The organism is Chitiniphilus purpureus (assembly GCF_025642115.1).
Classification (GTDB): Bacteria; Pseudomonadota; Gammaproteobacteria; order Burkholderiales; family Chitinibacteraceae; genus Chitiniphilus; species Chitiniphilus purpureus.
The window spans coordinates 1086071-1111986 of the sequence record NZ_CP106753.1 but is presented as its reverse complement, the minus strand read 5'-3'; the positions used below and the strand labels follow the sequence as shown (position 1 = coordinate 1111986).

The 25916-nt window shown below is 66.0% G+C and carries 22 protein-coding genes; 8 read left to right on the top strand and 14 right to left on the bottom strand.

What is annotated here, in order from left to right; genetic code table 11:
* The first annotated feature begins 92 nt into the window (after nucleotides 1–92).
* From N8I74_RS04780 to N8I74_RS04770, 3 genes are all read left to right on the top strand, one after another.
* Nucleotides 93–1307 carry an MFS transporter gene (locus N8I74_RS04780; protein WP_263125796.1) on the top strand — a complete coding sequence of 405 codons (1215 nt, stop codon included), beginning with the start codon at nucleotides 93–95 and terminating at the stop codon, nucleotides 1305–1307.
* Between the two features lie 81 nt (nucleotides 1308–1388).
* The gene (locus N8I74_RS04775; RefSeq protein ID WP_263125795.1) at nucleotides 1389–3626 is read left to right on the top strand and encodes a glycosyl hydrolase family 18 protein; all 2238 of its coding nucleotides are present in this window, start codon (nucleotides 1389–1391) and stop codon (nucleotides 3624–3626) included.
* A gap of 527 nt (nucleotides 3627–4153) precedes the next feature.
* A complete protein-coding gene (locus N8I74_RS04770) occupies nucleotides 4154–5413 on the top strand; it encodes a carbohydrate-binding protein (protein ID WP_263125794.1) in 1260 nt (419 codons plus the stop codon).
* 63 nt (nucleotides 5414–5476) lie between these two features.
* Here N8I74_RS04770 and N8I74_RS04765 read toward each other — a convergent pair whose 3' ends face one another.
* From N8I74_RS04765 to N8I74_RS04705, 13 genes are all read right to left on the bottom strand, one after another.
* Entirely contained in the window at nucleotides 5477–6745 is a 1269-nt protein-coding gene (locus N8I74_RS04765; protein ID WP_263125793.1) for an EAL domain-containing response regulator, read from the bottom strand.
* The gene (locus N8I74_RS04760; protein ID WP_263125792.1) at nucleotides 6742–7872 is read right to left on the bottom strand and encodes a protein-glutamate methylesterase/protein-glutamine glutaminase; all 1131 of its coding nucleotides are present in this window, start codon (nucleotides 7870–7872) and stop codon (nucleotides 6742–6744) included. The genes N8I74_RS04765 and N8I74_RS04760 overlap by 4 nt, the downstream gene beginning before the upstream one ends.
* Nucleotides 7873–7879: 7 nt before the next feature.
* Nucleotides 7880–8380, bottom strand: a complete 501-nt coding sequence (locus N8I74_RS04755) for a chemotaxis protein CheD (RefSeq protein ID WP_263125791.1) — start codon at nucleotides 8378–8380, stop codon at nucleotides 7880–7882.
* Entirely contained in the window at nucleotides 8377–9261 is an 885-nt protein-coding gene (locus tag N8I74_RS04750) for a CheR family methyltransferase (protein WP_263125790.1), read from the bottom strand. Before N8I74_RS04750 ends, N8I74_RS04755 begins: the two co-directional genes overlap by 4 nt.
* A complete protein-coding gene (locus N8I74_RS04745) occupies nucleotides 9236–10963 on the bottom strand; it encodes a methyl-accepting chemotaxis protein (protein ID WP_263125789.1) in 1728 nt (575 codons plus the stop codon). The genes N8I74_RS04750 and N8I74_RS04745 overlap by 26 nt, the downstream gene beginning before the upstream one ends.
* An 86-nt stretch (nucleotides 10964–11049) precedes the next feature.
* Complete coding sequence (locus N8I74_RS04740) at nucleotides 11050–11595, bottom strand: chemotaxis protein CheW (protein WP_263125788.1); 546 nt, start codon at nucleotides 11593–11595, stop codon at nucleotides 11050–11052.
* Nucleotides 11596–11739: 144 nt separating this feature from the next.
* Nucleotides 11740–13920 carry a chemotaxis protein CheA gene (locus tag N8I74_RS04735; RefSeq protein ID WP_308445877.1) on the bottom strand — a complete coding sequence of 727 codons (2181 nt, stop codon included), beginning with the start codon at nucleotides 13918–13920 and terminating at the stop codon, nucleotides 11740–11742.
* Nucleotides 13921–13938: 18 nt separating this feature from the next.
* Entirely contained in the window at nucleotides 13939–14259 is a 321-nt protein-coding gene (locus tag N8I74_RS04730) for an STAS domain-containing protein (RefSeq protein WP_263125787.1), read from the bottom strand.
* A 163-nt stretch (nucleotides 14260–14422) separates the two neighbouring features.
* Nucleotides 14423–14791, bottom strand: a complete 369-nt coding sequence (locus tag N8I74_RS04725) for a response regulator (RefSeq protein ID WP_263125786.1) — start codon at nucleotides 14789–14791, stop codon at nucleotides 14423–14425.
* Between the two features lie 12 nt (nucleotides 14792–14803).
* The gene (locus N8I74_RS04720) at nucleotides 14804–15871 is read right to left on the bottom strand and encodes a methyl-accepting chemotaxis protein (protein ID WP_308445876.1); all 1068 of its coding nucleotides are present in this window, start codon (nucleotides 15869–15871) and stop codon (nucleotides 14804–14806) included.
* A 374-nt stretch (nucleotides 15872–16245) separates the two neighbouring features.
* Nucleotides 16246–17685 carry an ATP-binding protein gene (locus tag N8I74_RS04715; RefSeq protein ID WP_263125785.1) on the bottom strand — a complete coding sequence of 480 codons (1440 nt, stop codon included), beginning with the start codon at nucleotides 17683–17685 and terminating at the stop codon, nucleotides 16246–16248.
* Between the two features lie 13 nt (nucleotides 17686–17698).
* Nucleotides 17699–18415, bottom strand: a complete 717-nt coding sequence (locus N8I74_RS04710; protein ID WP_263125784.1) for a response regulator — start codon at nucleotides 18413–18415, stop codon at nucleotides 17699–17701.
* Between the two features lie 112 nt (nucleotides 18416–18527).
* The gene (locus N8I74_RS04705) at nucleotides 18528–19808 is read right to left on the bottom strand and encodes an ABC transporter substrate-binding protein (protein WP_263125783.1); all 1281 of its coding nucleotides are present in this window, start codon (nucleotides 19806–19808) and stop codon (nucleotides 18528–18530) included.
* A 352-nt stretch (nucleotides 19809–20160) separates the two neighbouring features.
* Between N8I74_RS04705 and N8I74_RS04700 the strand changes: the two genes are divergently transcribed.
* From N8I74_RS04700 to N8I74_RS04680, 5 genes are all read left to right on the top strand, one after another.
* Complete coding sequence (locus N8I74_RS04700) at nucleotides 20161–21405, top strand: ABC transporter substrate-binding protein (RefSeq protein ID WP_263125782.1); 1245 nt, start codon at nucleotides 20161–20163, stop codon at nucleotides 21403–21405.
* Nucleotides 21406–21624: 219 nt separating this feature from the next.
* Nucleotides 21625–22539: a carbohydrate ABC transporter permease gene (locus tag N8I74_RS04695; protein ID WP_263125778.1), complete on the top strand. Its 915-nt coding sequence runs from the start codon at nucleotides 21625–21627 to the stop codon at nucleotides 22537–22539.
* 10 nt (nucleotides 22540–22549) lie between these two features.
* A complete protein-coding gene (locus tag N8I74_RS04690) occupies nucleotides 22550–23389 on the top strand; it encodes a carbohydrate ABC transporter permease (protein WP_263125777.1) in 840 nt (279 codons plus the stop codon).
* Between the two features lie 146 nt (nucleotides 23390–23535).
* Nucleotides 23536–24657 (top strand): ABC transporter ATP-binding protein, encoded by a 1122-nt coding sequence (locus tag N8I74_RS04685; protein WP_263125776.1) that lies wholly within the window; start codon nucleotides 23536–23538, stop codon nucleotides 24655–24657.
* Nucleotides 24658–24725: 68 nt separating this feature from the next.
* Nucleotides 24726–25601, top strand: coding sequence for a hypothetical protein (locus N8I74_RS04680; RefSeq protein ID WP_263125775.1), 876 nt, complete (start codon nucleotides 24726–24728; stop codon nucleotides 25599–25601).
* Here N8I74_RS04680 and N8I74_RS04675 read toward each other — a convergent pair.
* Complete coding sequence (locus N8I74_RS04675) at nucleotides 25582–25848, bottom strand: acyl-CoA-binding protein (RefSeq protein WP_263125774.1); 267 nt, start codon at nucleotides 25846–25848, stop codon at nucleotides 25582–25584. The two genes, N8I74_RS04680 and N8I74_RS04675, sit on opposite strands and share 20 nt — an antisense overlap.
* Nucleotides 25849–25916 lie beyond the last annotated feature (68 nt).

Here is a 25916-nt window from a genome sequence, read left to right as displayed (position 1 = left end):
CATTCGTTCTGGTCCGGCAGCGCGGCGCGTGCAGCGCGCAACGCCTATGCTCGGTAAGAAGCCCAAAGTCTAGCACAGCGCCTTTTCCTCCCATGTCCCAGCCCCTGCCCCTTTTGCGCAACCGCAATTTCCTGCTGCTCTGGCTTGCCAGTGTGATCGGCAACCTCGCGCTGGCGGTCGCGATGCTGGCCGAAACCTGGTACGTGGTGAACCAGTTGGGCGCCAAGGCGCAGCTGGGCTGGGTGATGATCGCCGGCTCGGTGCCGCGCATCGCGCTGATGGCGATCGGCGGGGTGGTGGCCGACCGGATGAAGCGCGGGCGCATCATCGTCGCCTCGATGGGCATCCGCGTCGTGTTGCTGTTCGCACTGGTGGGCCTGCTCGCGCTTGGCCAGCTGGATATCGTGATGCTGACGGTGTTCGCCTTCCTGTATGGTGCGCTCGACGCCTTCTTCTGGCCTGCCAGCGGTGCGCTCCTGCCCGGCATCGTGCGCGATGCGGATCTGTCGCGCGCCAACTCCATCATGCTGACCACCAACCAGATCGGACTGGTGTTCGGCCCGGTGCTGGGCGGCATCCTGCTTGCGCAGTTGTCCTACCAGAGCGTGTTCGCCTTCACCGGCGTCACACTCAGCCTGGGCGTACTGTGCATGCTGTTCCTGCGCGAGCCGGAGATCGAGCGCGGCGAGGGCGGCAATCATCTGCTGGCCGAACTCAAGGAAGGGCTGCAGTATGCGCTGGCCACGCCGGTGCTGCGCTCGCTGATGATCGTCTACGCCATCGCCAACCTGCTGTTCATGGGGCCGCTGGGGCTGGGCGTGCCCATCGTCGCCAACGACAACCTTGCCGGCTCCGCCACCACGCTCTCCTATCTGCAAAGCGCGTTCGCGGCCGGCATGGTGCTGGGCGGCATCCTGCTGACGCTGTATCCGCCGACCAAGAAGCGCCTGTTGATGATCGTGCTGGTGATCGCGTTCGAAGGCGTGGTGCTGGGGCTGCTCGCGCATACGCACTGGCTATACCCGGCGGTGGCGCTGCAGTTCCTGCTGGGGTTGGGCGTGGTGTCGAACAACGTGCCGATGATGTCGCTGATCCAGCATTACACCGACCGCAGCAAGATCGGCCGGGTGATGAGCCTGAACACCATGGCCTCGATGGGCCTGTCGCCCATCTCCTACGCCCTGGTGACCGCGCTGCTCGGATTGCATGTATCGATCGGCTGGATCATGCCGTTGTTCGGGTTGACCATGGCAGTGCTGGTCCTGGCACTGGCGGTGAAGATACCGACCATCCGTCATATCGACTGAACCGCGCGTACCTGCCAGGGCAATGCGGGCGCGCAGACGCCCTAGAATCGATCGCCATCGCTCCACCACAATAAGATGGCCATGCTGCTGCGCCTGCTTCTCGCGCTCTGCCTGCTTGCCGGGCCGGCCCAGGCTACCGCCGACTCGGCCGGGCAGCGCCTGGTCGCCTATTTCCCGTTCTGGGCCAGCTACAGCCATGGTGCAGTGCTGTCCGATGCGCCGGCCGAGAAGCTGACCCATCTGGTCTACACCTACGCCGAGCTGAAGGCTGACGGCACGCTCGCCCCGGGCGACTTCTTCACCGATCTGGTCAAGATCCAGCCGGGCGGCGACGGCACGCTGCACCGCGGCAACTACGCACTGATCCCCGAACTGAAGGCACGCAACCCGCGTCTGGCGGTGCTGATCTCGGTCGGCGGCTGGAACTGGACCGGCCCGCTTTCCAATGTCGCGGCCGATGCGGCACTGCGGCGGCGCTTTGTACAGGACGCCGTGGCCTTCATGGATCGCCACGGCTTTGACGGCATCGAGATCGACTGGCGCTACCCGGTGGCGGGTGGTCATCCGAATACCGCCAGGCGGCCGGACGATCTGGTCCACTTCGCGCAGTTGCTCACCGGGTTGCGCCAGGCCTGCCGGCTGCGCACGCGCGGTTGCCAGATCGCGATCACGCTGGGGCCGCATATGCGCCGCGTCGCGCCGGGCGATTACCGGCCACTCGCGGCCCAGGCCGATTTCGTGTCGCTGATCGCCACCGATTTCCATGGTGCCTGGAGCAAGCGCACCGGCCACAAGGCGCCGTTGTACGCACCACGCGGCCAGCCCAGCGTGGCGCAGGCGACCGAGGATGCGCTGGCGCTGGGCATCCCGCGCGCCAAACTGGTGGTGATGCTGCCGGCCCAGGGCGCCGGCTGGCTTGGCGTGCCACCGGTCGACCAGGGGCTGGGCCAGCCGCACCGGGGTGCGCCCTGGGGCACCTGGGACAACGAAAAGACCGGGCCAAGCGGCGTGTTCACGCTGGGTGAGGTGCGCCGGATGCGCGACAGCGGACAATTCAAGCTGCATTGGGATGTACAGGCCCAGGCCAGCATGCTCTACCGCGCCTCGGACGGGCAGTTCGTGTCGTTCGAGAGCCAGCGCTCGCTCGCCGCCAAGCTCGCCTTCATCGACCGGGAGCGGCTGGGCGGCGTGGCACTGTGGGAGGTGAGCAGCGACGATGTCGGCAATGCCAGCCTGATCAGCCAGACCTTTCGTCACTACCATCCGTGGCGCAGCGCCTGGCTCGATCTGCAGCGCCGCATCCTGGACGCCGGCCCCTGGCTTTCCGGCAGCGCATCGTTGGTGCTGCTGGCCAGCCTGACCGGCTGGTGGCTGGTGCGGCGCCGGCAACGCCGGATACGCAAGGGCGAGCTGCTGGCGCGCGACGAGGTGGTGGAGGTACTGGCCGCGCTGCCCGGCGACCTGAGCCTGGCCGCGCACATGGCCACCCGGCTGCGGACACGCCATGCCGCGCGGCTGGCGCCGCCACAGCATGCGCAGCTGCAGCGCATCGCGGCCGACAGCCTGACGCTGTGCCAGCAATTGCAGCCGCTGACTGACAGCGTCGCCGCGCGCCGCCTGCCGCACAGCGGCGATGAACTGGCGCAGCTGCAGCGTTTCGCGGCGCAGCTGGCCGGCGAGCGCAGCGTGGAATGCATGCTCGACACGCTGCTGCGCTTTCTGGAGGAGGACGATCGCGTCAGCCAGGCCGAGCGCCTGGAAGGCGGGCAGGATCTGCTGCCCGGAACGTCGGACGATGACGTGTTGACGCTGTCAGCCGACCGCCGCGAGGCGGTGGTGCGGCACACGGCACTTGCCGACCATCATGTGGCGCTGCATTTCCACGAACCACTGTCGGATACCGAGGAAATCTACTTCCGCAGCCTTGCCAACCAGCTGGTGCTGGTACGGCGCCAGCTGCAGACCCTGGCACGCCAGCCGCAGCTGCTGGCCGAGCTGTACGAAGTGGCGAGCCGGCGCGACAAGCTGCTGTTCATCCGCGCCGACCGCGGCTACAGCGGCATCCACGCCAGCGACCTCGCGGCACCGGTGCATGTGACGCTGCGGCTGCGGGCGTTGCAGCTTTACTTCGACGAACAGTTGCTGCTGCAGGTGCATCGCTCCTACCTGGTACGCCCAGCAGCGGTGACGACCGGCCGCCGCGCCCGCAACGGCGGGGTGGAGCTGCTGGTCGGCAGCCACGCCATTCCGGTGGCCCGCTCCTATCTGCCTGGGCTCAAACAGCGCTTTCCACAATGGTTCACCGCCGCCGGCCTGTAGTACGCACAGCAACCGGCCGGCCCCCGCGGCCATGCGTGGAGTGAACAACGACCCTCCCGCATGCAGCCGGCCAGGCCAAGACCGGACACCGTACTTGGTTCTGCCGTGGCCGACCCCCCCCCCCCCCGGCGCAACAGCGACGGCCCCCCACTGCGGACACATACCGGCGTGGTCGGCCCGGCAATGCATGGCGCTGCGGTGGGCCGACGCCGATATGCCACACCCGGCTTGCAGCATGCTGGCAAGGAATCGCCGCTTGACACCCGGCCGGCTTGCGCCGCACTTTTGGCATCCGTGCCCGAAAAGCCGGCGGATGAGGCCTGTCCAACCCCGCCATTGATGAACCACCCTGCCGTGTCGATCAATCCCAATTGATTGATATGAAACGATTTTCATCGCCATCCGGCTGCGGCTCGTGAAATCGCAGGGGCAGGCAGCTTCCGGTGGCGCGCCTTGCTTGCGATAGTCCAGATCGTGGGCCGACCATGATGCCCACGGCACCAGAGATGGAGACAATAAGGATGGAGATGACAACGACAAGAAGCCGTTGCGTTGCCCTGGCCGCCCTGTTGCTGGCAGGCGCCAGCGGGGCGGCTTCTTTACCGGCCTGGCAGGACGGCAGCGCCTACGCCGCCGGCCAGATCGTTCAACACCAGGGTTCGCGCTACCAGGCTCGTATCGCACACACCGCGTGGCAGGGCGCCGGCTGGAATCCGGCCCACGCCGCCTCGTTGTGGCAACGGCTCGGCAACTGTGTCACCGCGGCAGGCGATCTTTGCAACCCGCCGCGGGCCGGCAGTGTGCACCCGACCACCTGGGCCGGCGGCGCACGCGGCGCATACAGCCTGGTGCACGACGATCTGTGCGCCTATATCACCGACGGGCAGCTGCAACATGCCGCCCCCGAGCTGAACAAACGGGGCCTGAAGGCGGCCTTCGCCATCATCAGCGACAACTGCGCCCCGTATCACTGGGACGCGGCCAGGGCCTTCCTCGCGCAGGGGCATGAGATCGTCAGCCACAGCCGCACGCACCAGAACAGCAACAGCCCCGGCTGGAACAGCGAAACCGAGATCGCCGGCTCGGCCGCCGCCATCGCCGCCGCGTTGGATGGCTATGTGCCGACCTTCTTCGTGTGGCCATCCGACATCGCGCCGGATGCGCCGTTGGCGTATCTGAAAACCCAGCCGAACTACCTGGGCGGACGTGCCGCCAATCGCGTCGACGAGCAGGGCAACATCCAGTATGGCCAGGCGGCCGGCGTGAACCCGGCGGACTTTGCCGATCCCTATGCGATCAAGTGGGATGTGTTCACCCAGTCCGGCATCTGGTCGCTCTATCCGCAGGGCAGCGAAATCCTCAACCTGCACGTCGATGCCGCGATCGACCAGGGCGGCTGGGCATTGCGCACCGCGCACGGGGTCGAGGACAGCTCGTGGGAGACGATCCCATTGGCGCGCTATATCGGGCATCTGGACCATGTGAAGGCCAAGGTGGACAGCGGTGAGCTGTGGATGGCCCCGCCAAGCGCGGTGATCCGCTATCGCTTCGCCCGCGATGCCTGTGCACCGCAGCTCGTCGACGGCGCAACGATCCGCTTCGCCGACAGTGCTGATTGCCGGCGCTATGCCACCCGACTGACGCTGGAATTCACCAGCGACAAGCCTGCCGTCACGGTCAAGGCAAGCCAGGCCGGAACGGCCCTGCCGGTGACGCGGCTGGCCGCCGACCGCTACCGTATCGACGCCGAGACCGCGCGCGGTGATGTGGCACTGACGCTGTACTGAACGCCGTACCGGGCCGCGGCGGGACCCTTCCCCGCTGCGGTCCATCCCGTTCCGCCAGCGGACTCAGTGCGCCGGTCCTGTCGGCTTGCGGTGCAGGTGACCTTCGCGCAAGGCCCGCAGATGCTGACTGTGCCTGCGCAGCCAGATCGGCAGTTCGTCGCCGGTCATCGGCCGCGCCACCAGGAAGCCCTGACCCAGGGTGCAGCCGAAATCCTGCAGCAGCCGCCAATCGTCCAGCAGCTCCACGCCCTCGGCCACCGTCACCAGGTTCAGCCGGTTGGCCATCTCAAGCGCCGACTGCAGGATCACCCGCAGTTGATGGCGTTCATTGGCACCGCTGACGAAGGTGCGGTCGATCTTCAGTTCGGTGAACGGAATGCGCGCCAGTTGCTGCATCGACGAGAAGCCGGTGCCGTAGTCGTCGATCGACAACCCGAAGCCCTTGAGCCGCAATCGGGCCAGCGTGCCGAGCGCGGCGCCGAGATTGGCGACCACCGAGCTTTCGGTGATCTCCCAGACCACCTGCTCGCTCTGCAGCGCATGACGCGCCATCAGATCGGCGGCGTAGCCGACGAATGCTTCCGAATCGAACAGGCGCGGCGAGAGGTTGATCGCGATCGAAAGCCGCAAGCCATGGGCGTTCCAGCGTGCAGCCTGGGCGCATGCCTGCTCGGCCATGGTCGTGGTCAGTTCCTGGATCAGCCCGCCCTGCTCGGCGGTGGGGACGAAATGATCAGGCAGGATGACGCCCAGCGTGGGGTGCATCCAGCGCGCCAGCGCCTCCACCCCCTTGATCACACCGGTGCGCACGTCCACCTTGGGCTGGAAATACGGCGTGATCTGCCCTTGCCGCAGGCCCTCGTGCAGTTCGGCCACACCCAGGCGGGGCTGCACGGGCGCCGGGTGTCGCAGCGACCTGGGCTGGCCGTAGCGTTGCAGCGCCGCGGACAGCTGCGGCAGGTTGAGGGGCTTTTGCAGCGCAGCCAGCACCTGCAGCCCCAGCGCATGACTCATGGTCTGCACCGAATCGATCAGTGCGCTTTCGCGGCTGGACACCACCACCAGCGCAATCTCCTCGCCCCGGTGCTTGAGCGCCTGGATCAGCTCGATGCCATCCATGCTGGGCATCTCCAGGTCCACCAGCATCAGGCTGGGTCGCTTCGGCAGCTGCGTCAGCAGTTCCAGCGCCTCCACCCCGTTGCCCGCCTCGTGGATCACCGGGATGCCCAGTACGCGGCAGAGCTGGACGGCATACTGGCGCTGCGCCCGGCTGTCGTCCACCACGAGGACCGATTCGATGGACAGGGGCGGGAATTGGGGATCCGGGGTCATCGTGCATGCCGTCCAATCAGCGCCGGGATGCGTTCGAGCGGGACCACCTCGCTCACGCCCCCATGCTGGATCGCTTCCTTGGGCATGCCGAACACCACGCAGGAGGCTTCGTCCTGGGCATAGGTGGTCGCGCCGGTATCAAAGAGCTCCCTGAGCCCCCTGGCGCCGTCGTCGCCCATGCCTGTCATGATGATGCCTATCGCATTGCGCCCGGCCGCCTTGGCCGCCGAGCGGAACAGCACGTCCACCGATGGGCGATGCCGGCATACGAGCGGGCCGTCGACCACCTCCACGTAATATCGCGCACCGCTGCGCTTGACGACCAGATGTTTGCCACCGGGGGCGATCAACGCGGTCCCTTGCACGATACGGTCATTGTGACGCGCTTCGCGCACCTCGATCTTGGACAGGCTGTTCAGCCGGGCCGCGAAGCTCTGGGTGAATTTCTCCGGCATGTGCTGCACCACCACCAGCCCGGGGCAGGTGACCGGCAACGCGGTCAGCACCACCTCCAGCGCCTGCGTGCCGCCGGTCGAGGTCCCCAGCGCCACGATCTTCTCGGTCGTGGGCAGATGGCGGTGGTCGCCCGGGGCCTCCAGTACCGCATCGGCGCTGAGCTTGGGCGCCCCCATCCGTTCATGGGCACCGAGACCGCCGCCCGTGCCGCCGCCAGCCGTGGCGCTGGACGCAGTGCCCCCGGCGGCGGCCGTTGTCGGCCGCAGCCGCGTCATCCTGGCCTGTGCCGCGGCACGGATCGCCGACACCAGATCGGCCGAGCTGTCCTGCAGGAAATCCTTGAGCCCGATGCTGGGCTTGCTGATGACGCCAATTGCCCCAGCCGCCAATGCCTCCATCGACACGTCCGCGCCCTGCTGGGTCAACGTCGAGCAGATCACCACCGGGGTGGGCCTGGTCGCCATCAGCTGCTTCAGAAAGGTGATGCCATCCATGCGCGGCATTTCGATATCCAGCACGATCACGTCCGGCCAGTTGTTCTTCATCTTCTGCATCGCGAAAATCGGATCGGAGGCGGTGGCGATCACGTCGATGTCGTGGTGCCGGGCCAGCACCTCCTGCATGACCTGCCGCACCACCGAGGAATCATCCACGATCATCACCTTGATCATAGACGGCCTACCCCGGCATTCCGGCGGTGCGCCCGGGCAGCGTCAGCGCACCGCCACGCCGCACCCACACCTCGCCGCGCGCCAGGTCGACGCGCAGATAGCGGTAACCCGTGCCGCCAAGATCGCTGCAGCGCAGCGCAATGCCGTATCGGTGCAGCAGTTGGCGGGCAAAGCGCGCGTTGTGCTCGCCCACCGTGTCGCCCCGCCAGCCGACGTCGAGCGCGCGGGCGCCGCCGAACAGCTTGGCCTCGAATTCACCCGCGACACAGCCATGCCGGCGCGCCTGCAGCAGCAGCAGCTGCATCGCTTCGGCACCGTAGCGGCCGTCCAACGGGGTGCCGCTTGTGCGTGCGTGACGCTCGGGCAACAGGAAGTGGCACACCCCGCCCAGTATCCGTCGGGGGTGCCGCAGCACGATGGCCACGCACGAGCCAAGCAGGGTTTCGATCTGCGCCGGCCCTTCGCCGAAGTACAGTTCTCCCGGATTAAGGTAGATGTGGCGGCTCATGGCAGTTTGCGGTAGATGGACGGGGAGATCATCTGCAGGCCCAGCGGCATGCCGTTCAGCGACTCGGAGTGCCCGACGAACAGCAGCCCACCTGGGCGCAGGTGCTGCAGCACGCTGCCGACCACCTTGAGCTTGGTGGGTGGATCGAAATAGATGATCACGTTGCGCAGCAGCACCAGATCGAAGGGTCCGAGCCGCATCGGCAGGGCGGTGAGGTTCAGCTGCGCGAAGGTGACCCGTTCGCGCAGCGCGCGCGTCACCAGGAATTGCCCGTTGTATTCGCCCTGGCCCCGCAGGCAGTAGCGCCTGAGATACTCGGGCGGAATCCGCTCGCCGCGCGCCATCGGATACAGTCCACGGCGGGCCTGCGCCAGCACCCGCTGGCTGATGTCCGATCCGAACACGCGCCAGGGCCGCTCGCCCAGCACGGCGTCGAGCACCATGGCCACGCTGTACGCCTCCTCGCCACTGGCGCTGGCCGCACTCCACACCTGGAACGCCTCGCCCGCCGGCCAGCTCGTGAGGATGTGCTGACGCAGAAAGTCGAAGTGCTGCGATTCGCGGAAGAAATAGGTTTCGTTGGTGGTGATGAGATCGATCGCGTATTGCCGCTCCGCATCGCCGCCGCGCCCGGTGATCAGCTGATGGTATTCGCTGAAGCTTGACAGCTGCAGCTCGGCGATGCGCCGGGAGAGCCGGCTGGCCAGCAACACCTTCTTCTCGCGCGACAGGTGCAGGCCGATCTGCTGCTTGAACAGCGTCTGGAACAACGCCAGTTCGCTGTCGCTGGGCACGGCGACCGACAGGTCGTCGCGCGCCATGTCCTGGCAGGGCCGGACGGCCCTGCCACGCAGCTCAGAAGCGAGCGAAGGACTGTTCATCCGGCATGTTCTCCTGCGCAGCGGCCGTACGGCGCGGCGCGTGGTGACCCCGGCCTTCGCGCACCGCCGGCACGCGGAAGAACTGGATCAGGCCCTGCAGTTGCGCCGCCTGCGAGCTCATTTCCTCGGAGGTGGACGACAGCTGCTCGGACGACGATGCGTTCATCTGGGTGCTCTGCGCCAGCTGGCCGATCGCCGTGTTGATCTGTTCAAGCCCGCCCGCCTGTTCACGCGAGGCGGCGGCGATCTCCTGTACCAGCTCGGCGGTGCGCCGGATCGACGGCACCATGTCGCCCAATAGCATCCCTGCGCGTTCGGCAAGCTCGACGCTGTCGCTGGCGAGGGTGATGATCTCGGAGGCCGCCACCTGGCTGCGCTCGGCCAGCTTCCTGACCTCGGCGGCCACCACCGCGAAGCCCTTGCCGTGCTCGCCCGCACGCGCAGCCTCGATCGCGGCATTGAGCGCCAGCAGGTTGGTCTGGTAGGCGATGTCGTCGATGATGTCGATCTTCTTGGCGATCTGGCGCATCGCCGCCACCGTCTGCTTGACCGCCTCGCCGCCTTCGCCGGCATCCTGGGCGTTCTTGGTGGCCATGCTGTCGGTGGCACGCGCGTTCTCGGCGTTCTGCGCCACCGTCGCGGTGATCTGCTCGACCGCCGAACTCGTCTCCTCGACATTGGCCGCCTGCTCGGACGCGTTCTGGCTCAGGCCCTGCGACGACGCCGACACCTCTTCGGATGCCGAAGCCAGCGATGCGGCGGCAATGCTCACGTCGCCGATCACGCTGTTGAGGCGGGTGACCATCTCGCGGATGTGATACAGCATGCTGATGGTGTCGCCTTGCTTGACCGGCACCTCGACCGTGAGGTCCCCCTTGGAGACCTGCTGCAGGACAGTGGCGGCCTGACGCAGGTGCTCGATCATCAGCTGGATGTTGTACAGCATGCTGCGGGTATCGTCGGGGCGCAGGGCGACGTTGACCGACAGGTCGCCGATGGCCACGCGCTGCATCACCTTGACCGCCTCGTCCGGCTCACCCCCCACCTGCCGGGTGATCAGGCGTGCCAGTGACAGCCCCATCACCAACGACAGCAGCAAGGCGCCGCCGATGATCAACCAGGTGGTGCGACGCGCCTCTGCCTGCACCTCATTGTTGTGCGCATTGGTGTCGGCCGCGATCTTTTCGTTGTAGGCGCTCAGTTCGCGCAGGAGTTTATCCACCTTGTCGATCGCACCGCGCAGATCGGTATTGATGAGCGCCCGCGCCTCGGGCTGCCGCCCCGCCTTCATCAGGTCGACCGCCTGCAGGGAATGGCGCAGATAGGTGGGCAACGCGTTCTTCAGGTCCTCACGCAGCTGCCTCTCATGGGCATTGGCGGTCGTCGCTATATAGAGGCCCCAATACTTGTTGAACTCGCCCAGGAAGTGTTCGGCGCGTTGCTGCGTATCGCTGAACTGCGCTGGATCGTCCACCTGCGATAGCATCCGGACCGTGGCGCGGCTGTGCAGCACCAGCGACAGATTGGCCTGACCGAGATAGCTGATGCCCAGCAGATTGTTGTCATAAACCGACTTGGCGCTCTCGCCGATCTTCTCCAGGTTGCTGAGCCCCCACAGCCCGACACCGAATGTCAAGAGGGATGCAACCAGGAAGGCGCTCAACAGCTTGACGCCCAGTCTCAAACGCATGAACCAGCCCATGGGATTCTCCTGACAAAATGCACATCCGCGCCCCTGCGCGTCCCGGCCTTGTGGCCCTGTCTTTCTGTCCGTGCCTGTCCGGCCCGTTACTCGCCGGCACCCTGCCCTTCGCCTGCCGCCATGCCGATCAAGGTGGTCAGCTCCTCCACGGACAGCACCTGATGGATGTCGAGCGCGATGACGAAACGCTCGTTCAGGTTGATCATGCCTTCGATGAATTCGGCCCGAATCTTGGCGCCGAATGAAGGCCGCGGTTCGACCTGACCGGGTTCGACCGTCAGCACTTCGTTGACCGCATCGACCAGTACGCCCAACAGCAGCAGCAGTCCCTCCTGCTCCAGCTCCAGGATCACGATGCAGGTACGCCGGGCGATCTCGGTGCGTGGCCGTCCGAAGCGCACCGCAAGGTCGATCACCGGCACCACCGCGCCGCGTACATTGATGACGCCACGCAGGAACGCGGGCATCAGCGGGATCTCGGTCAGCCCGGAGAATTCGATGATTTCGCGGATCTGCTCGATCGGCATGGCAAACAACTCACCGGCGAGCGTGAACGTCAGGTACTGCCTGCTGACGCCCTGCACCGCCAGCGCCGTGCCGCCTGGGTTGGTTGTGGTCGGGTATTGCGACATCAGTGTCTCCGGCTTAGAAGCAGGTGAATGACGGTTCCGCCATCGCATGGTCCGGCGCGGCGGGTCCGGCCGGCAGCAGCCGGAACCGGAACAACGGTGCAGTACGAAGCGACAGGTCCATCGGTCATCCCATGCGTCGTTGCGTTAGCGATCCGACAGCGCGCTGGCCTGGCGCGGCCACGACTGCGCGGCCTGCGCCCTTGCGGTGCGCTGGATCAGATGCGGCACATCCAGGATCAGCGCCACCCGGCCATCCCCCAGGATGGTGGAGCCGCTGATGCCCTTCATATCGCTGAACAGCACGCCCAGCGGCTTGATCACCGCCTGGAATTCGCCGACCAGCCGGTCCACCACCAGCCCCGCGCGCTGCTGACCGTACTGCACCACCACCAGGCTCTCGCGTACCTCGCCCGCCTCGGGCAGCTCGAACAGCTCGCGCAGGCGTACGAACGGCAATGGCTCACCACGCAGTTTCAATATGTTGTGACGGGTATCGTGGCTGCTCACGTCCACGCACTCGATCACCAGATCGAGCGGGATCACGAACACCGCCTCGCCCGTCATCACCTGGAAGCCGTCGATGATGGCCAGCGTCAAAGGCAGCCGGATACGCACGGTGGTGCCCTGCGCCGGCCGGCTCAGCACTTCCACCTCGCCGCGCAGCGCCTCGATGTTCTTGCGGACCACGTCCATGCCCACGCCACGGCCGGACAGGTTGGTGACGGTCTCGGCAGTCGAGAAGCCCGGCTCGAAGATCAGCCGGAACACGTCGCTGTCGCTCAGTTGCTGGTCCGGCTGCACCAGACCGCGCTCGATGGCCTTTCTGAGGATGCGTTCGCGGTCCAGCCCGCGCCCGTCGTCCGAGACTTCGATGACGATGCAGCCCGATTCGTGGAACGCATTCAGGCGCAGGGTGCCGGCGGCCGGCTTGCCGATCGCGGTGCGCGCCTCGGTCGGCTCGATGCCGTGGTCCATCGCATTGCGCACGATATGCATCAGCGGATCGGACAGTTTCTCGACCATCGACTTGTCAAGCTCGGTGTCCGCCCCGGTGACCACCAGCTGGATCTCCTTGCCCAGCTCGCGCGAGATGTCACGCACCACGCGTGGAAAGCGCTGGAACACCTCACCGATCGGCACCATGCGCAGTGTCAGCGCCGCATCGCGGATCTGCTCGACCAGCGACGAGAGCGCCTGGGTCGCCTCCTCGAACTGCACATCCTTCTGCCGGCGCGCGACCACATTGGCGCCGGCACCGGCGATCACCAGCTCGCCCACCAGATCGATCAGCGCATCAAGCTTGCTGACTTCCACCTTGATGAACTTCTGCTCCTGCGCGCGCTTTTCCTCGCCCTGTTTTTGCTTGGTCAGCGCGGCGGCGACCACGGCCTGCGGCACCACATCGTTCTCGACCAGCAGGGCGCCGAGTGGCTTGGCCGGCACCGGCTCGGCCGCCTGCTGCGCCAGCACGCGCGTCAACTCGCTTTCGGTGAGCGCGCCGCCCTTGACCAGGATCTCGCCCAGCCGGCCGCTGGGCTCGGGCAGCCCGTCGATCAGCGAGATGTATTCGGCCACCTTGCTGTGCGGCGGCAGGATGCGGATATCGCTGTCGTCACGCACGAATTCGAATACCCCCTCGATGGTCTGCCGGTCCACCGGGCTTGCGAAATCGATCTCGAAACCGAGGTAGCAGGTTTCGGCATCGAACTCGGCCGCGGCAGGCAAGGCATCGGGCAGGGTCACGATGTGCACGATGTGGCCAAGCGTGCCGAGATAGCGCAGGAACGACAGCGGGTCCATGCCGCTGCGCAGCACGTCCGGCGAGAAGCGCAGCGAAATATGCCAGTTGTCGCTGCTGACCGATTCGCCGCTCTCGACCTCCACCTTGCCCTGCGGCTCGCCTTGCGGCTGTGCCACGGTGGCGGGCGGGGGCGGTGTGGCGGTGACGACGCCAAGCAGCGCGGTGAGCGCCGCCTCCAGCCGCGCCCGCCGTTCGGCATCGGGCTCCTGCTCCTCCTGGCGCGCCGCGATGGCATCGACCAGCATCGCGATGTAGTCGCTGCATTCCAGCAGCAGGGTCAGCAGGTTGGCATCGAGCGGCTGGCTGCCATTGCGTACCCGGTCGAGCACGCTCTCGACGATATGGGTGAAGCTGACGATACGCTCGAACGCGAACAGCCCGGCCGAGCCCTTGATGGTGTGCGCAGCCCGGAACACCGCGTTGATCGCCTCGGCATCCTGACCCTCGGCCTCGATCTGCATCAGCGCCTGCTCCATCGCCGCCAACAGTTCGCGCGCTTCCTGCACCAGGGCGTCGCGTGCCATGTCCATGTCCATGATCGCTCACCTGACCGCGTTGGGAATCAACACCGGATCGCCAAGCGTGCCGGCCAGATCCAGGAGTTCGAGCACAGCCAGCACCGCCGGGCTGTGGCCGCTGTAGCTCACGCTGGCACCACGCCGTGCCGCCTCGCGCTTGAACATCAGCAGCAGCTGCACCCCCGAGGTGTCGATGTCCTCCACCCCTGAAAGATCGAGCGACAGCGGTGCCTTGGCGGTGCCCAGCAAGGCCACCAGCTCATCCTTGAGCATGGCGGCGTAGAAGATGGTCAGCTCGCCGGTCAGGCGATAGGTGCCCGACTCGTCGGTGGCAAAGAGTGGCATGTGCAACGCTCCCTGATGGCCGGTTGAAGGCGATGCGGGGTTTGGGACACGGTCTGCGGCACCTGGTGATGGCAAGGCCGGACCCGGCGGGCAGGCAACGCCGGTGGTGTCGGCACCAGCGCGATGCGGCGGGGCGCCGGGCGCGGCCGCATGCTGACGTGGCTCATGGCAGCACCAGCTTGGCGACCGCATCCAGCAGCGCCGGGGGCTGGAACGGCTTGATCACCCAGGCGCGCACGCCGGCCGCCTTGCCCTCCTGTTTCTTGGATTCGTCGCCTTCCGTGGTCAGCATGATGACGGGCGTGAACTTGTAGCTGGGCAGCTGCTTGGCTGCCTTGACGAAGCTGATGCCGTCCATGTTGGGCATGTTCACGTCAGAGATGATCAGGTTGTACTTGCGTCCGTCGAGCTTGCCGAGCGCATCCTTGCCGTCGCTGGCCTCGACCACGTCGTAACCGGCACCCTTCAACGCAATGCCCACCGTCTGCCGCAGGCTGAACGAGTCATCCACTACCAGTATCGTCTTGCTCATGGTCATCCCTGATCAAAAGAAATCCACCTGGGATGCGGCAACCGTGCCGCTTGCCTGCCCCCCGTGGATCAACCGCTGTTCCGTCGTGGTATAGGTCTTCTCCAGCTCGGCCAGCCACCGCTCACGCGGCGGCAGCTCGTCCTGTTCGATGGCGCGCACCAGCTTGTCCATGTCGCGCTCGACATGATCGAGAATCTGGCTGATGCGGTCCTGGAACTGCAGGTTGACCAGCACGTCCTGCACTTCCTGGCCAACGGCGCGGCTCTCGGTTTCGAGCTGCGTCACCGTGCCCGACAGTGCGCTTGCCGCAGCCTGGAAGTGTTCGAGCACCTGTCCGATCACCTGCTTGGATTCGCCGATCATCTGCGCCTCGTCGGCCGAGAGCTGCTGCGCCGAGGACAACGCGCCCGCAATGGTCTGATTGATCGAATCGACCTTGCTGCGGATGCGCTTGCCGGTGTCGCCGGACAGGTTGGAGAGCTTGCGCACCTCGTCGGCCACCACCGCGAAGCCGCGCCCGGCCTCGCCGGCCCGCGCCGCCTCGATCGCGGCATTGAGCGCCAGCAGGTTGGTCTGTCCGGCGATCTCGGCCACATCGCTCGCCATGCGCTTGAGCTCGTCGTTGAACTGGCCCAGCCCCTCGATCTCGCGCAGCAACGTCTCGCGCGCCGACAGCACCTGCTCCAGCGATTCGACGATCTGGCCCAGCAGCGTGCCGGACGACTGGATCACCTCGATGACCTGGTTGTTCTGCCCGCCCGCCCCCAGGCCCAGTGCCTGCCCCAGGCGCCGGTTGATGCCCGAGAAGCGCAGCACCAGCGTGTCGACAGCCTCGCGCGTCTGCTCACGGGCCAATGCGACGTGCCGGTGCCACAGCGGCATCACCCCGGTGACCAGCTGAGCCAGCACGGTCTGGGACAGCGGCACGGATATCGGGGCTGCAACCGCCTGCGACGTGACGACCGGCTCGGGCGCACGCAGGCGCCAGGCTGCCCACGCCAGCGCGGCAGCAAACAGGGCGCCCGCCAGCACGCCCCACCACAGCACCTTGGAAAGCAACAGGAAAGCAACCCACTGCATCAAGGCAACGATAATCAAAAGAATGCGCATGGTATTCAAGCGATTTTGTTGTCATTCAAACAAAACCAGACCTGTCAGGCATCTCTGCCTTCCAGACTGCCCCGCTTACTCACCTTAGCCTGGATTGGCGGTTTTCATAGTTTTTTAACCACGGGAAACGTGACATTGCGCAAGGCTGTGGACCCGACTGGCAGCCGAGTCGGCCGCCCTGCTTCAACCCGTATCGGGGTAGGCGGCAACACCATGCAGCACGCTGCATGCCGCGCTGCGCAAGGCATGGCCGTGCCTGGGCACTGTCGGCAAGCCGGGTGCGATGCAGCCGGGCGTGCGGGGGCAACCCGGGCGCGGGAAAAAGCTTATCTATTCAGTCAGGATCAGGAGGAAAGCGTATTGAGGGTGACGCGGGCGACCAGCCCGCCTTCAGGGTGGTTGCCCAGCAGCAGTCCGCCGCCGTGGGCGTGGATGATATTGCGGGCGATGCCAAGGCCCAGCCCCATGCCGCCACTGTTGCTCTGCCGCCCATGTTCGAGGCGGACATAAGGGTCGAACAAGCGGTCCAGCATCTCTTCGGGCACGCCTGGGCCGTGGTCGCGGATGGTGAGCTCGACCAGGTCGTCGCTCTCGGTCAGCAGCACCTCGGCGCGGCCGCCGTACTTGAGTGCGTTGTCGATCAGGTTGGACAACGCGCGCTTGATGGCCAGTGGCTTGGCGATCACGGTGACAGCGCCGCCGGCGAAGGCCACTTCGCCACCGGCAAGCTTGGCATCACGCGCCATGCGCTCAAGCAGCAGGTCAAGCCGCACCGCGGTGCGGTTCTCGTGGATGTCGGTGTCCTTCACGCTTTGCAGCGCGCCCTTGACCATGAGTTCCAGCTCGTCCAGGTCTTCGTGGAAATCGGCACGGGTGGCTTCGTCCTCCAGCAGCTCGGCGCGCAGCTTGAGCCGGGTGATGGGTGTGCGCAGATCGTGCGAGATCGCGGCGAACAGCCGCTCGCGGTCATCCATGTAGCGCTCGATCCGCGCCTGCATCGCGTTGAAGGCGCGCGCGGTCTGCACGAATTCGCGGCTGCCCACCTCGGGCACGGGCTCTGTACGCGCGCCCTGGCCGAATGCCTTGGCCGCGCTGGCCAGCACCGCCAGCGGCCGAGTCAGCCAGCGCACCACCAGCAGCGAGAGCAGCAGCACCGAGACCAGCGTCGCCAACTGCAGCGCCAACCGGTCGACCGTGATGGGATCGGCCTTCTCCAGGAAATACGGATCGGGCATCAGCGTGGCCAGATAGATCCAGCCGGCCGGCTCCAGCTCGGCCTGGATCACCAGTACCGGCGCCACGCGCGGTTTGACGATCAGGGTGTGCTGCACCCAGTCGTCCGGCAGATCCTGCAAGGTGGCGCCGTCGTCGCTGACCGGCAGGCCGTCGGGCCAGGCGAACGCCACCCGGTAGTCGGCCAGCCGCGGCAATTGCTGTTTGAGCTTGCCGCGCACGGTATCGAGCACCACGCGCGACAGCGCGGTCTGCTCGATCGGCGCCACCGTCACCGGCGCGCTGTTGACGCTGACGAAGAACCGCGTGCCGCCCATCTCGCGCAGCTGCTCGATCAGCAGCGGCCGGTAGTTGGCCGGCAGGCTCTTGAAGAAACGGATCGCGGCCACTGCACTGCCGCCCAGGTGATGGGCCGCCGCAGTCGCCTCGCGCTGCGACTGCTGCCGGATCTGCTCGGTCCAGATCAGGTTGGCAAGCAGCTGCGTCGCCAGCACGCCCAGCCCCATCACGATGGTCAGCCGCCCCAGCAGCGAGCGGGGCAGCCAGCGCATCCTGCGCATGCGTTCAGCCATGGCTGACGGTCACATCCGCCGAGAACACATAGCCGCTGCCGCGCACGGTCTTGATCAGCGCGGCCTGGCGGCCATCATCGTTCAGCCGCTGGCGCAGCCGGCTGACCTGCACGTCGAGCGAGCGATCGAGCGGACCCAGATCGCGGCCGCGCGTCTCCTCGGCCAGCACTGCGCGGTCCAGCACCTCGCCGGGGTGTTCGAGAAAGTACCTGAGCAGCTGGAAGTCGAGCCCGGTCAGCTTGAGCTCCTGACCGTTCGGATCGAGCAGCGTGCGCCCGACCGCGTCGAGCACGAAGCCCTGGAACCGGTAGTAGCGCGGCGGGCCGGGGCTGTCCTGCCCCGAACGGCGCTGGATGGCCTTGATCCGCGCCAGCAGCTCACGCGGGTTGTACGGCTTGCCGAGGTAATCATCCGCGCCCAGTTCCAGGCCGACGATCTTGTCGGTGTCATCGGCACTGGCGGTCAGCATGATGATGGGCACCTGCGAGCGCTTGCGGATATGCGCACACAATGCAAAGCCGTCGGTATCGGGCAGCATCACATCCAGGATCACCAGCGACAGCTCGTCCCGATAGCGCTCGAACTCCTGCATGAAGCTCCCCCCGTCCTGGGCCAGCCGCACCTCGAACTGGTTCTTCTCCAGATAGGTCTTGAGCAGCGAACGGGTCTTCTGGTCATCATCGACGATGAGGATTTTGCGCAGCGTCATGGTTTTGGCGGGAAGAGGGAAGGGGGAAGGGCAACAGCGCGCTCATCCCAACCACGCAGGTACTTCGGCTTTTTCCCTTCCCTCTTCCTCCTTCCCTCTTCCCAGTTTCAAATCATTTCAATGCCCTGCTGATCGCCGCCAGCCGCCGTTGTACTTCGCCGGCGGTCACCTGGTCATCGGTGAAGTAGCGGTAGACCTGGGCGATGATCGCATCCTTCATTGCTTCGTCGGTAGCCATCCGGTGGACGATGCTCGGTGCCTGCACGGCCTCGCCGCGGGCGAAGGTCTGCCAGCTCTGGCGGGCACAGCTGTCCAGCTGGGCCGGATCGATATCGCGCCTGACCGGCACCGAGCCCTTGATGCGGTTGTAGGCCAGCTGCATGGCCGGGCTGGCTGCGATCCGGGCGAAGGCCTCCTGCTGGCGCACCTTGCCGTAGTCGCCCGCCAGCATGGCAAAGGTGTCGACGCTGTACAGGTGCATGCCCATGGTGCCGGGTGCCGCGGCGCAGCTGAAATGCCGGTCCACCTCCAGGCCGAAGCTCATCAGCTCGCCCTTGGCCCAGTCGCCCATGATCCACATCGCCGCCTCACCGCGGGCAAAGCCGCGCGCCACCTCGTCCCAGCTGCGCTGCGGCACCGGCTGTGGCATCCAGCGCTTGAGGCTGCGCAACCGCTCCAGCGCCTGGCGCACCCGCGGGTCGTACCAATCGTCGGGGCGCTGCAACGTGAACAACTGCCGGTACTGCGCCGGACCGACGCTGGCCAGCAGCAGCGTCTCGAACAGCGTGGCCACCTGCCACGGCTCGCTGCTCTGCGCCAGCGGCGTGACGCCGGCACGCTGCAGCTGGACGGCGACGCGCTCGAACTCGGCCCAGTTGCGCGGCGGCAAGAGGCCCAGCCCGGCCAGCACCTCACGTTGGTAGTAGAGGGTGTTGATCCGATGCAGCCCGATTGGCACCGCGACCACATGCTGCTGTACCTGGGTCAGCGACCAGATGGTGGGAAAGAACCGGCCGCGCCAGTCCTCGTCGCGCGCCACGTCATCCAGTTCGAGCAGCAGGCCAAGGCCGGCCCAGTCGCCGATGGTCGGGCCGATCAGTTGCGCCACGTTCGGCGCCCGCCCGGACAGCACGCGGCTCTTGAGCACCTTGAACGCACCGACGCCGGCACCGCCCGGGATGGCGGCATCGCGCCAGATCACGTGCTCGGTGGCCAGCCCCTGCGCCAGCATGTCGGCCGCCTGCCGCTCGCTGGCCGACGTCCACCAGTGCAGCACATCCAGCGTCTGCGCTGCGCCGGCCCAGGGCGCAAGGCACCACAGCAGCCAGGCAAGCACATGGCGCTGGATGCCCAACCGCGCCCGGCCCTGCCGTCTGCGCTCGATCCTGTTCATCGGCCTCCCCGGGAAACGCGCCGAGCATAGCGTAACCGAGCCGGCATATTTGTAACAAAGCCTTGCATTTTCTTGCCCCACCTTGAAGCGGCCCATGGCCGGCCTGCACGGCCTTGGGCCGGCGCCACTGACATCGCAGCCGTCAGCCCGGTGCGGCATGTAAAGAAATGCAACGCCGGCGCAATCGGAAAACACAAAAAATCAATTCAAAATCATAAACTTGCATGAATTCCGCCACGCTTACGCAAGCAATTGGTGTCACGCAGAGCGCGATGCTACGGTGCGACTGTCCCAGGTGGGCGCCGCTCAGGCCGCACCGCCGGGCTTAACAGGATCTGAGGAGATCGCATAAATGAAGCATATCCGCTTGACCCAAGGCGCGCTCGCCGCCGCCCTGCTCACCGCAGGCACTGCGCAGGCTGGCACGCTGACGATCGAATCCTGGCGCGTGGACGACAAGGCGCTGTGGGAAGAGGTTCTGATCCCCGCGTTCCAGAAGAAGCACCCCGGCATCCAGATCAAGTTCTCGCCGACCGCCCCCACCGAGTACGACTCCGCGCTGCAGGCGCGCCTGACCGGCGGCACCGCGGGCGACCTGATCACCTGCCGCCCGTTTGACAAGTCGCTCGACCTTTACAAGAAGAGCTTCCTTGAAAAGCTCGACGGCAAGGGCGGCATGCAGAACTTCCCGGCCTCGGCCAAGGTGGCCTGGCAGAGCGATGACGGCAAGGACACCTTCTGCATGCCGATGGCCTCGGTGATCCACGGCTTCTTCTACAACAAGAAGATCTTCAAGGAACTGGGCCTGCAGCCGCCCAAGACCGTGGCCGAATTCCACAAGGCGGCCGACGCGGTGAAGAAGGCCGGCAAGACCCCGATCGCGCTGGGCACGGCCGATCAATGGGAAGCGAGCCAGATCGTGTTCACCGGCATCGGCCCGAACTACTGGAAGGGCGAGGAAGGGCGCAAGGCCATCGTCGCCGGCAGTGCCAAGTTCACCGACGCGCCCTACGTGGCCGCGTGGACCGAGATGAGCAAGTGGGCGCCCTACCTTGCCAAGGGCTACAGCGCGCAGACCTACGGCGATACGCAGAACCTGTTCGCCTCGGGCCGCGCCGCCATGGTGCCGGCCGGCTCGTGGGACATCGGCTACTACAACCAGCAGGGCGTGGATTTCGGCGCCTTCCCGCCGCCGGTGCAGAAGGCCGGCGACAAGTGCTACATCTCCGACCATACCGACCTGGGCATCGGCGTGAACCCCAAGTCCAAGAACAAGGGCGATGCCTACAAGTTCCTGGAATGGGTGGGCAGCCAGGAATTCGCCGACCTCTACACCAACAAGGTCACCGGCTTCTTCTCGCTGTCGAACCATCTGATCGCCGTGAAGGACCCGGTTGCCAAATCCATGATCGACTGGCGCAAGACCTGCGGTTCGACGATCCGTCTGAACGCGCAGATCCTGAACCGTGGCGAGCCGAACATGGAAACCGAACTGTGGACCGTCAACTCGGCCGTGCTCAACGGCAAGATGACGCCCAAGGCCGCCGCCGAGCGCATCCAGGCGGGCCTGTCCAAGTGGTACAAGCCGGCCAAGTGATCGGTCCGGTGCGGCGCTGCGGCGCCGTGTGACGAGCACCCGCGGGCCGGTTTGCGCCGACCCGCCGGCGCCGCGTGCTGGAGCGCGGCGTCAGGGCGCGCTGGATGGACTTTCCTCTCCATTCCTCTGCTGAGGCCGGCGCTACGCCGCCGGCCTCTTTTTTTTCCGTTTCGTGATGCCGTTCCCGCTGCATCGCCCCCGGATTTCGGAGTACCTGCCATGAAAAAGCCCTTTCCGTGGCACATCCTGGTCTTTCTGACCCCGGCCTTCCTCATCTATGCCGTGTTCAGCGCCTTTCCACTGCTCGATACGCTGCGCCTGGGCTTTTACACGACCAGCGAAACCGGCAGCCAGCATTTCGCCTGGCTTGCCAACTACCGCATGCTGTTGTTCGACCCGAACTGGTCCGAAGGCTTTTGGAACGCCATGGGGAACAATGTGAAGTTCTTCCTGGTACACATGCTGATCCAGAATCCGCTCGGTCTGTTGCTGGCGGCCCTCCTGAGCATGCGCGGCGTGCGCGGTGCCAAGGCCTACCAGACCCTGCTGTTCCTGCCGACGCTGCTGTCGGTGGTGATCATCGGCTTCATCTGGCAGCTGATCCTGTCGCCCTTGTGGGGCGTGGCCGAGACGCTGCTGGGCTATGTGGGCCTTGCCGAGCATTTCCAGCCGTGGCTGGGGCAGGAGGAGACCGCGCTCTATACGCTGTCGCTGATGTCGGTGTGGCAGTTCGTCGGCATTCCGATGATGCTGATCTACGCCGCGCTGATCGCGATCCCGGACGAGATCATCGAGGCCGCGGTGGTCGAGGGTGCCTCGGCCTGGCGCATCTTCTGGACCATCCGCGTGCCGCTGATCCTGCCCACGCTCGGCTTGGTGACCATCCTGACCTTCGTCGGCAACTTCAACGCCTTCGATCTGATTTACTCGGTCAAGGGCGCGCTCGCCGGCCCGAGCTACAGCACCGACATCCTCGGCACCTATTTCTACCGCGCCTTCTTCGGCTACCAGAGCCAGTTGGGCAGCGCGACGCTGGGTGCTGCAGTGGCCACGCTGATGTTCCTGGTGATCCTGGCGGGGGTCGGCGTGTACTTCTTCTTCGTGCAGCGCAAGCTGCAGCGCTTCAGCTTCTGAGGAGCCGGCCATGCAACACAAGGTAACCCGCTTCGCCGGATCGACGTTCACCCATGTGATCCTCGCTGGCTACTCGATCCTGGCACTGTTTCCCATCGTGCTGATCGCGATCAACGCGTTCAAGGACCGCGCCTCGATCTTCGATTCCCCGCTGTCGCTGCCCAATGCCGAGAGCTGGTCGCTGATCGGCTTCGAGAAGGCGATGAAGAACGCGCACTTCTTCAGCTTCTTCGGCAACAGCATGATCGTCACCGTGACCTCCCTGTTCTTCATCCTGCTGTTCGGGGCGATGGCGGCGTGGGCGCTGTCGGAATACCGGTTCCGCGGCAACCGCTGGCTGATGGCGTTCTTCGCCTTCGGCATCATGGTGCCGATCCGCCTGGGCACCGTCTCCATCCTCAAGATCATGGTGTCGCTGGAGCTGGTGAACACGCTGACCGCGCTGATCCTGGTCTACATCGCGCAGGGCCTGCCGCTGGCGATCATGATCCTGTCCGAATTCATGCAGCAGATCCCGAAGGAGCTGAAGGAGGCGGCACGCTGCGACGGCGTGGGCGAATTCAAGATCTTCTTCCAGGTGATCCTGCCGCTGATCCGCCCGGCCGTGGCCACGGTGGCGGTGTTCACCATGGTGCCGATTTGGAACGACCTGTGGTTCCCGCTGATCCTGGCCCCGGGCGAGGAGACACAGACCATCACGCTCGGGGTACAGCAGTTCATCGGCCAGTACGCCACCGACTGGAACGCCGTGCTCGCCTCGCTCTCGCTCGCCGTGCTGCCGGTACTGGTGCTGTACATGTTCTTCTCGCGCCAGCTGATCCGCGGCATCACCGCCGGCGCGGTCAAGTGACAACACCGGTGAGGTGTGAGAAGTGAGGTGTGAGGTGTAAACCCGCCCCTCCTCGCACTGCACCACTCCTGATTCGAACCAATACGGATGGCGTGACGGGGCTTGGACACCTCGCCCCTCACGCCTCACCCCTCACGGAGCTTTCCATGTCCCACGTATCGCTGAAGCACCTGAAGAAGAGCTACGACGGCAAGACCGATGTGCTGGCCGGCATCAACCTGGAGATCGAGGACGGCGAATTCGTCGTGCTGGTCGGTCCCTCGGGCTGCGGCAAGTCGACGCTGCTGCGCATGCTGTCCGGCCTGGAGGAAATCTCTGGCGGCGACCTGGAGATCGATCATCAGCGCGTGAACGACCTGGCGCCCGCCCAGCGCGGCATCGCGATGGTGTTCCAGAGCTACGCGCTCTATCCGCACATGAACGTCTACAAGAACATGGCGTTCGGGTTGAAGATCCACGGTGCCGGCAAGGATGAGATCGACCGCCGCATCAAGCACGCCGCCGGCATCCTCAAGATCGACCACCTGCTGACCCGCCTGCCGCGCGAACTCTCGGGTGGCCAGCGCCAGCGCGTGGCCATCGGCCGCGCCATCGTGCGCGAACCCAAACTGTTCCTGTTCGATGAGCCGCTGTCCAACCTCGATGCCGCGCTGCGGGTGCAGACCCGGCTGGAGATCGCCAAGCTGCACCGCGACCTCAATGCCACTATCGTCTACGTGACGCACGATCAGGTCGAGGCGATGACGCTGGGCGACAAGATCGTAGTGATGCACGACGGCCATATCCAGCAGGCCGGTACGCCGCTGGAGCTGTACCAGCGCCCGGCCAACCTGTTCGTCGCCACCTTCATCGGCTCGCCCAAGATGAACCTGCTTGAAGGCGTGGTCAGCGAAGCCGGCGCCCACGGCATGACCGTGACGCTGGCCGGCGGGCAGCAGCTACGCACCGAAGTCGACGGCAGCCGTGCCACCGTGGGCGACCGCGTCACCGTCGGCATCCGCGCCGAGCACCTGTGGGAAAACGAGGAAGGCAGCGAGCACTTTCTGGGCGTGGTCAATCTGGTGGAGCATCTGGGCGAGGCCAATTTTCTCTATGTGACGCTGTCGAGCGGACACGACATCGTGGTGCGCGGCAACGGCGAGCGCGAAGTGGCGCTGGGCGACAACGTGCGGCTTTCCGCGCCGGCCAGCGCGTTCCATGTGTTCGATCGCGATGGCCTGGCGTTCCATCGCCTCAAGCCGGGCAACCTGCGTTCGTCCAAGGGTTAGGCAGGTACGGGCAGGTCACGCCGGGCCACAACCGCTACACTGGGGCCATCAGGCTCCGGACAAGCACGATGCGCCGACTGCTCCCCATGCTGGCCCTCTTGATCGGCCTGTGCAGCGAAGCCGCCCTGCTGGTGGCGGTGCCGCAGGATGTGCTGGCCGACTATGAGCGGCTCGTCGCGGGACGCGACGTGCGCACGCTGCGTGACTACAGCGGCCCGGGCGCGCGGCGCGATACGGTGGAGATGATCCTGCTGCAGCAGGCGCTGTGGCTGGGCGGCGAACGCGCGGCGGTGCGGTTCACCACGCTGAACAGCTACGCGCGCATCCTCAATGAAGTGGAGCAGGGCCGCGTGGTCGCCGGCGGCACCTCGGCGTGGGCGACGGACCTGAGCACGCGCAACATCCGGCTGTCGCGGGCTTTGATCGAGGAAGGCGAGTACGTGGTCGGTCTATATGCCCTGGCCGGCAACCATGCCGTGCTGCGCACCCGGCCGGCCCAATGGCGCACGTTGACGGCGGTCACCAACCGCGCGTGGATCAACGACGTGGCCACACTGCAGCAGTTGGGGGTACGCCACATCGAGAGCGCGCCCACGTTCGCCATGATCGCTCGCATGCTCAAGGCCGGCCGCGGCGACCTGACCCTGGCTTCATTCAAGCCCACACCGGATCTGTCGTTCGAGGTGGAAGGCATCACGCTGACGCCGCTGGTGGGCTACAAGGTGGCGATGCCCGGCAGCCGCCATTTCCCGATCGCCCCGACGCCGCGCGGTGAACGTTTCGCCCGCGCGCTCGACATCGGCCTTGCCCGGCTGCGTGGCGAGGGGCGCATCCGCCAGGCCTACGAAGCCGGCGGCTTCTTCAACAGCCGCGTGGCGGAATGGACGCTGCTGGACCCGCGCCGGACGACGGCACCGGCCAGGATCAGCCCTCGGCCGCCTTGAGCTGCTCCACCAGTGCCACGTACTGCTGCTGCGCCGCCTCGCTGGAAAGCCCCTTGAGCTTGGCCCAGGCATCGTACTTGGCCTGCCCCACGAAGTTGATGGCGCCGGGGCGCTCGCCCGAGACATCGCCTTCGGTACCCTGCTTGTAGAGGCCATACAGCTTGAGCTTGGTCTGCACATCGGGCGCCTCGTCGAGCGTCAGCACTTCCTCCTGCGCAGTCTTGAAACGGGTGGCCAGATCGGACATGTCGGTTCTCCCGGTGAATTTCAAACACGTGTTTGAACGATGGCAGTATACATGGCGGCACGACGGCC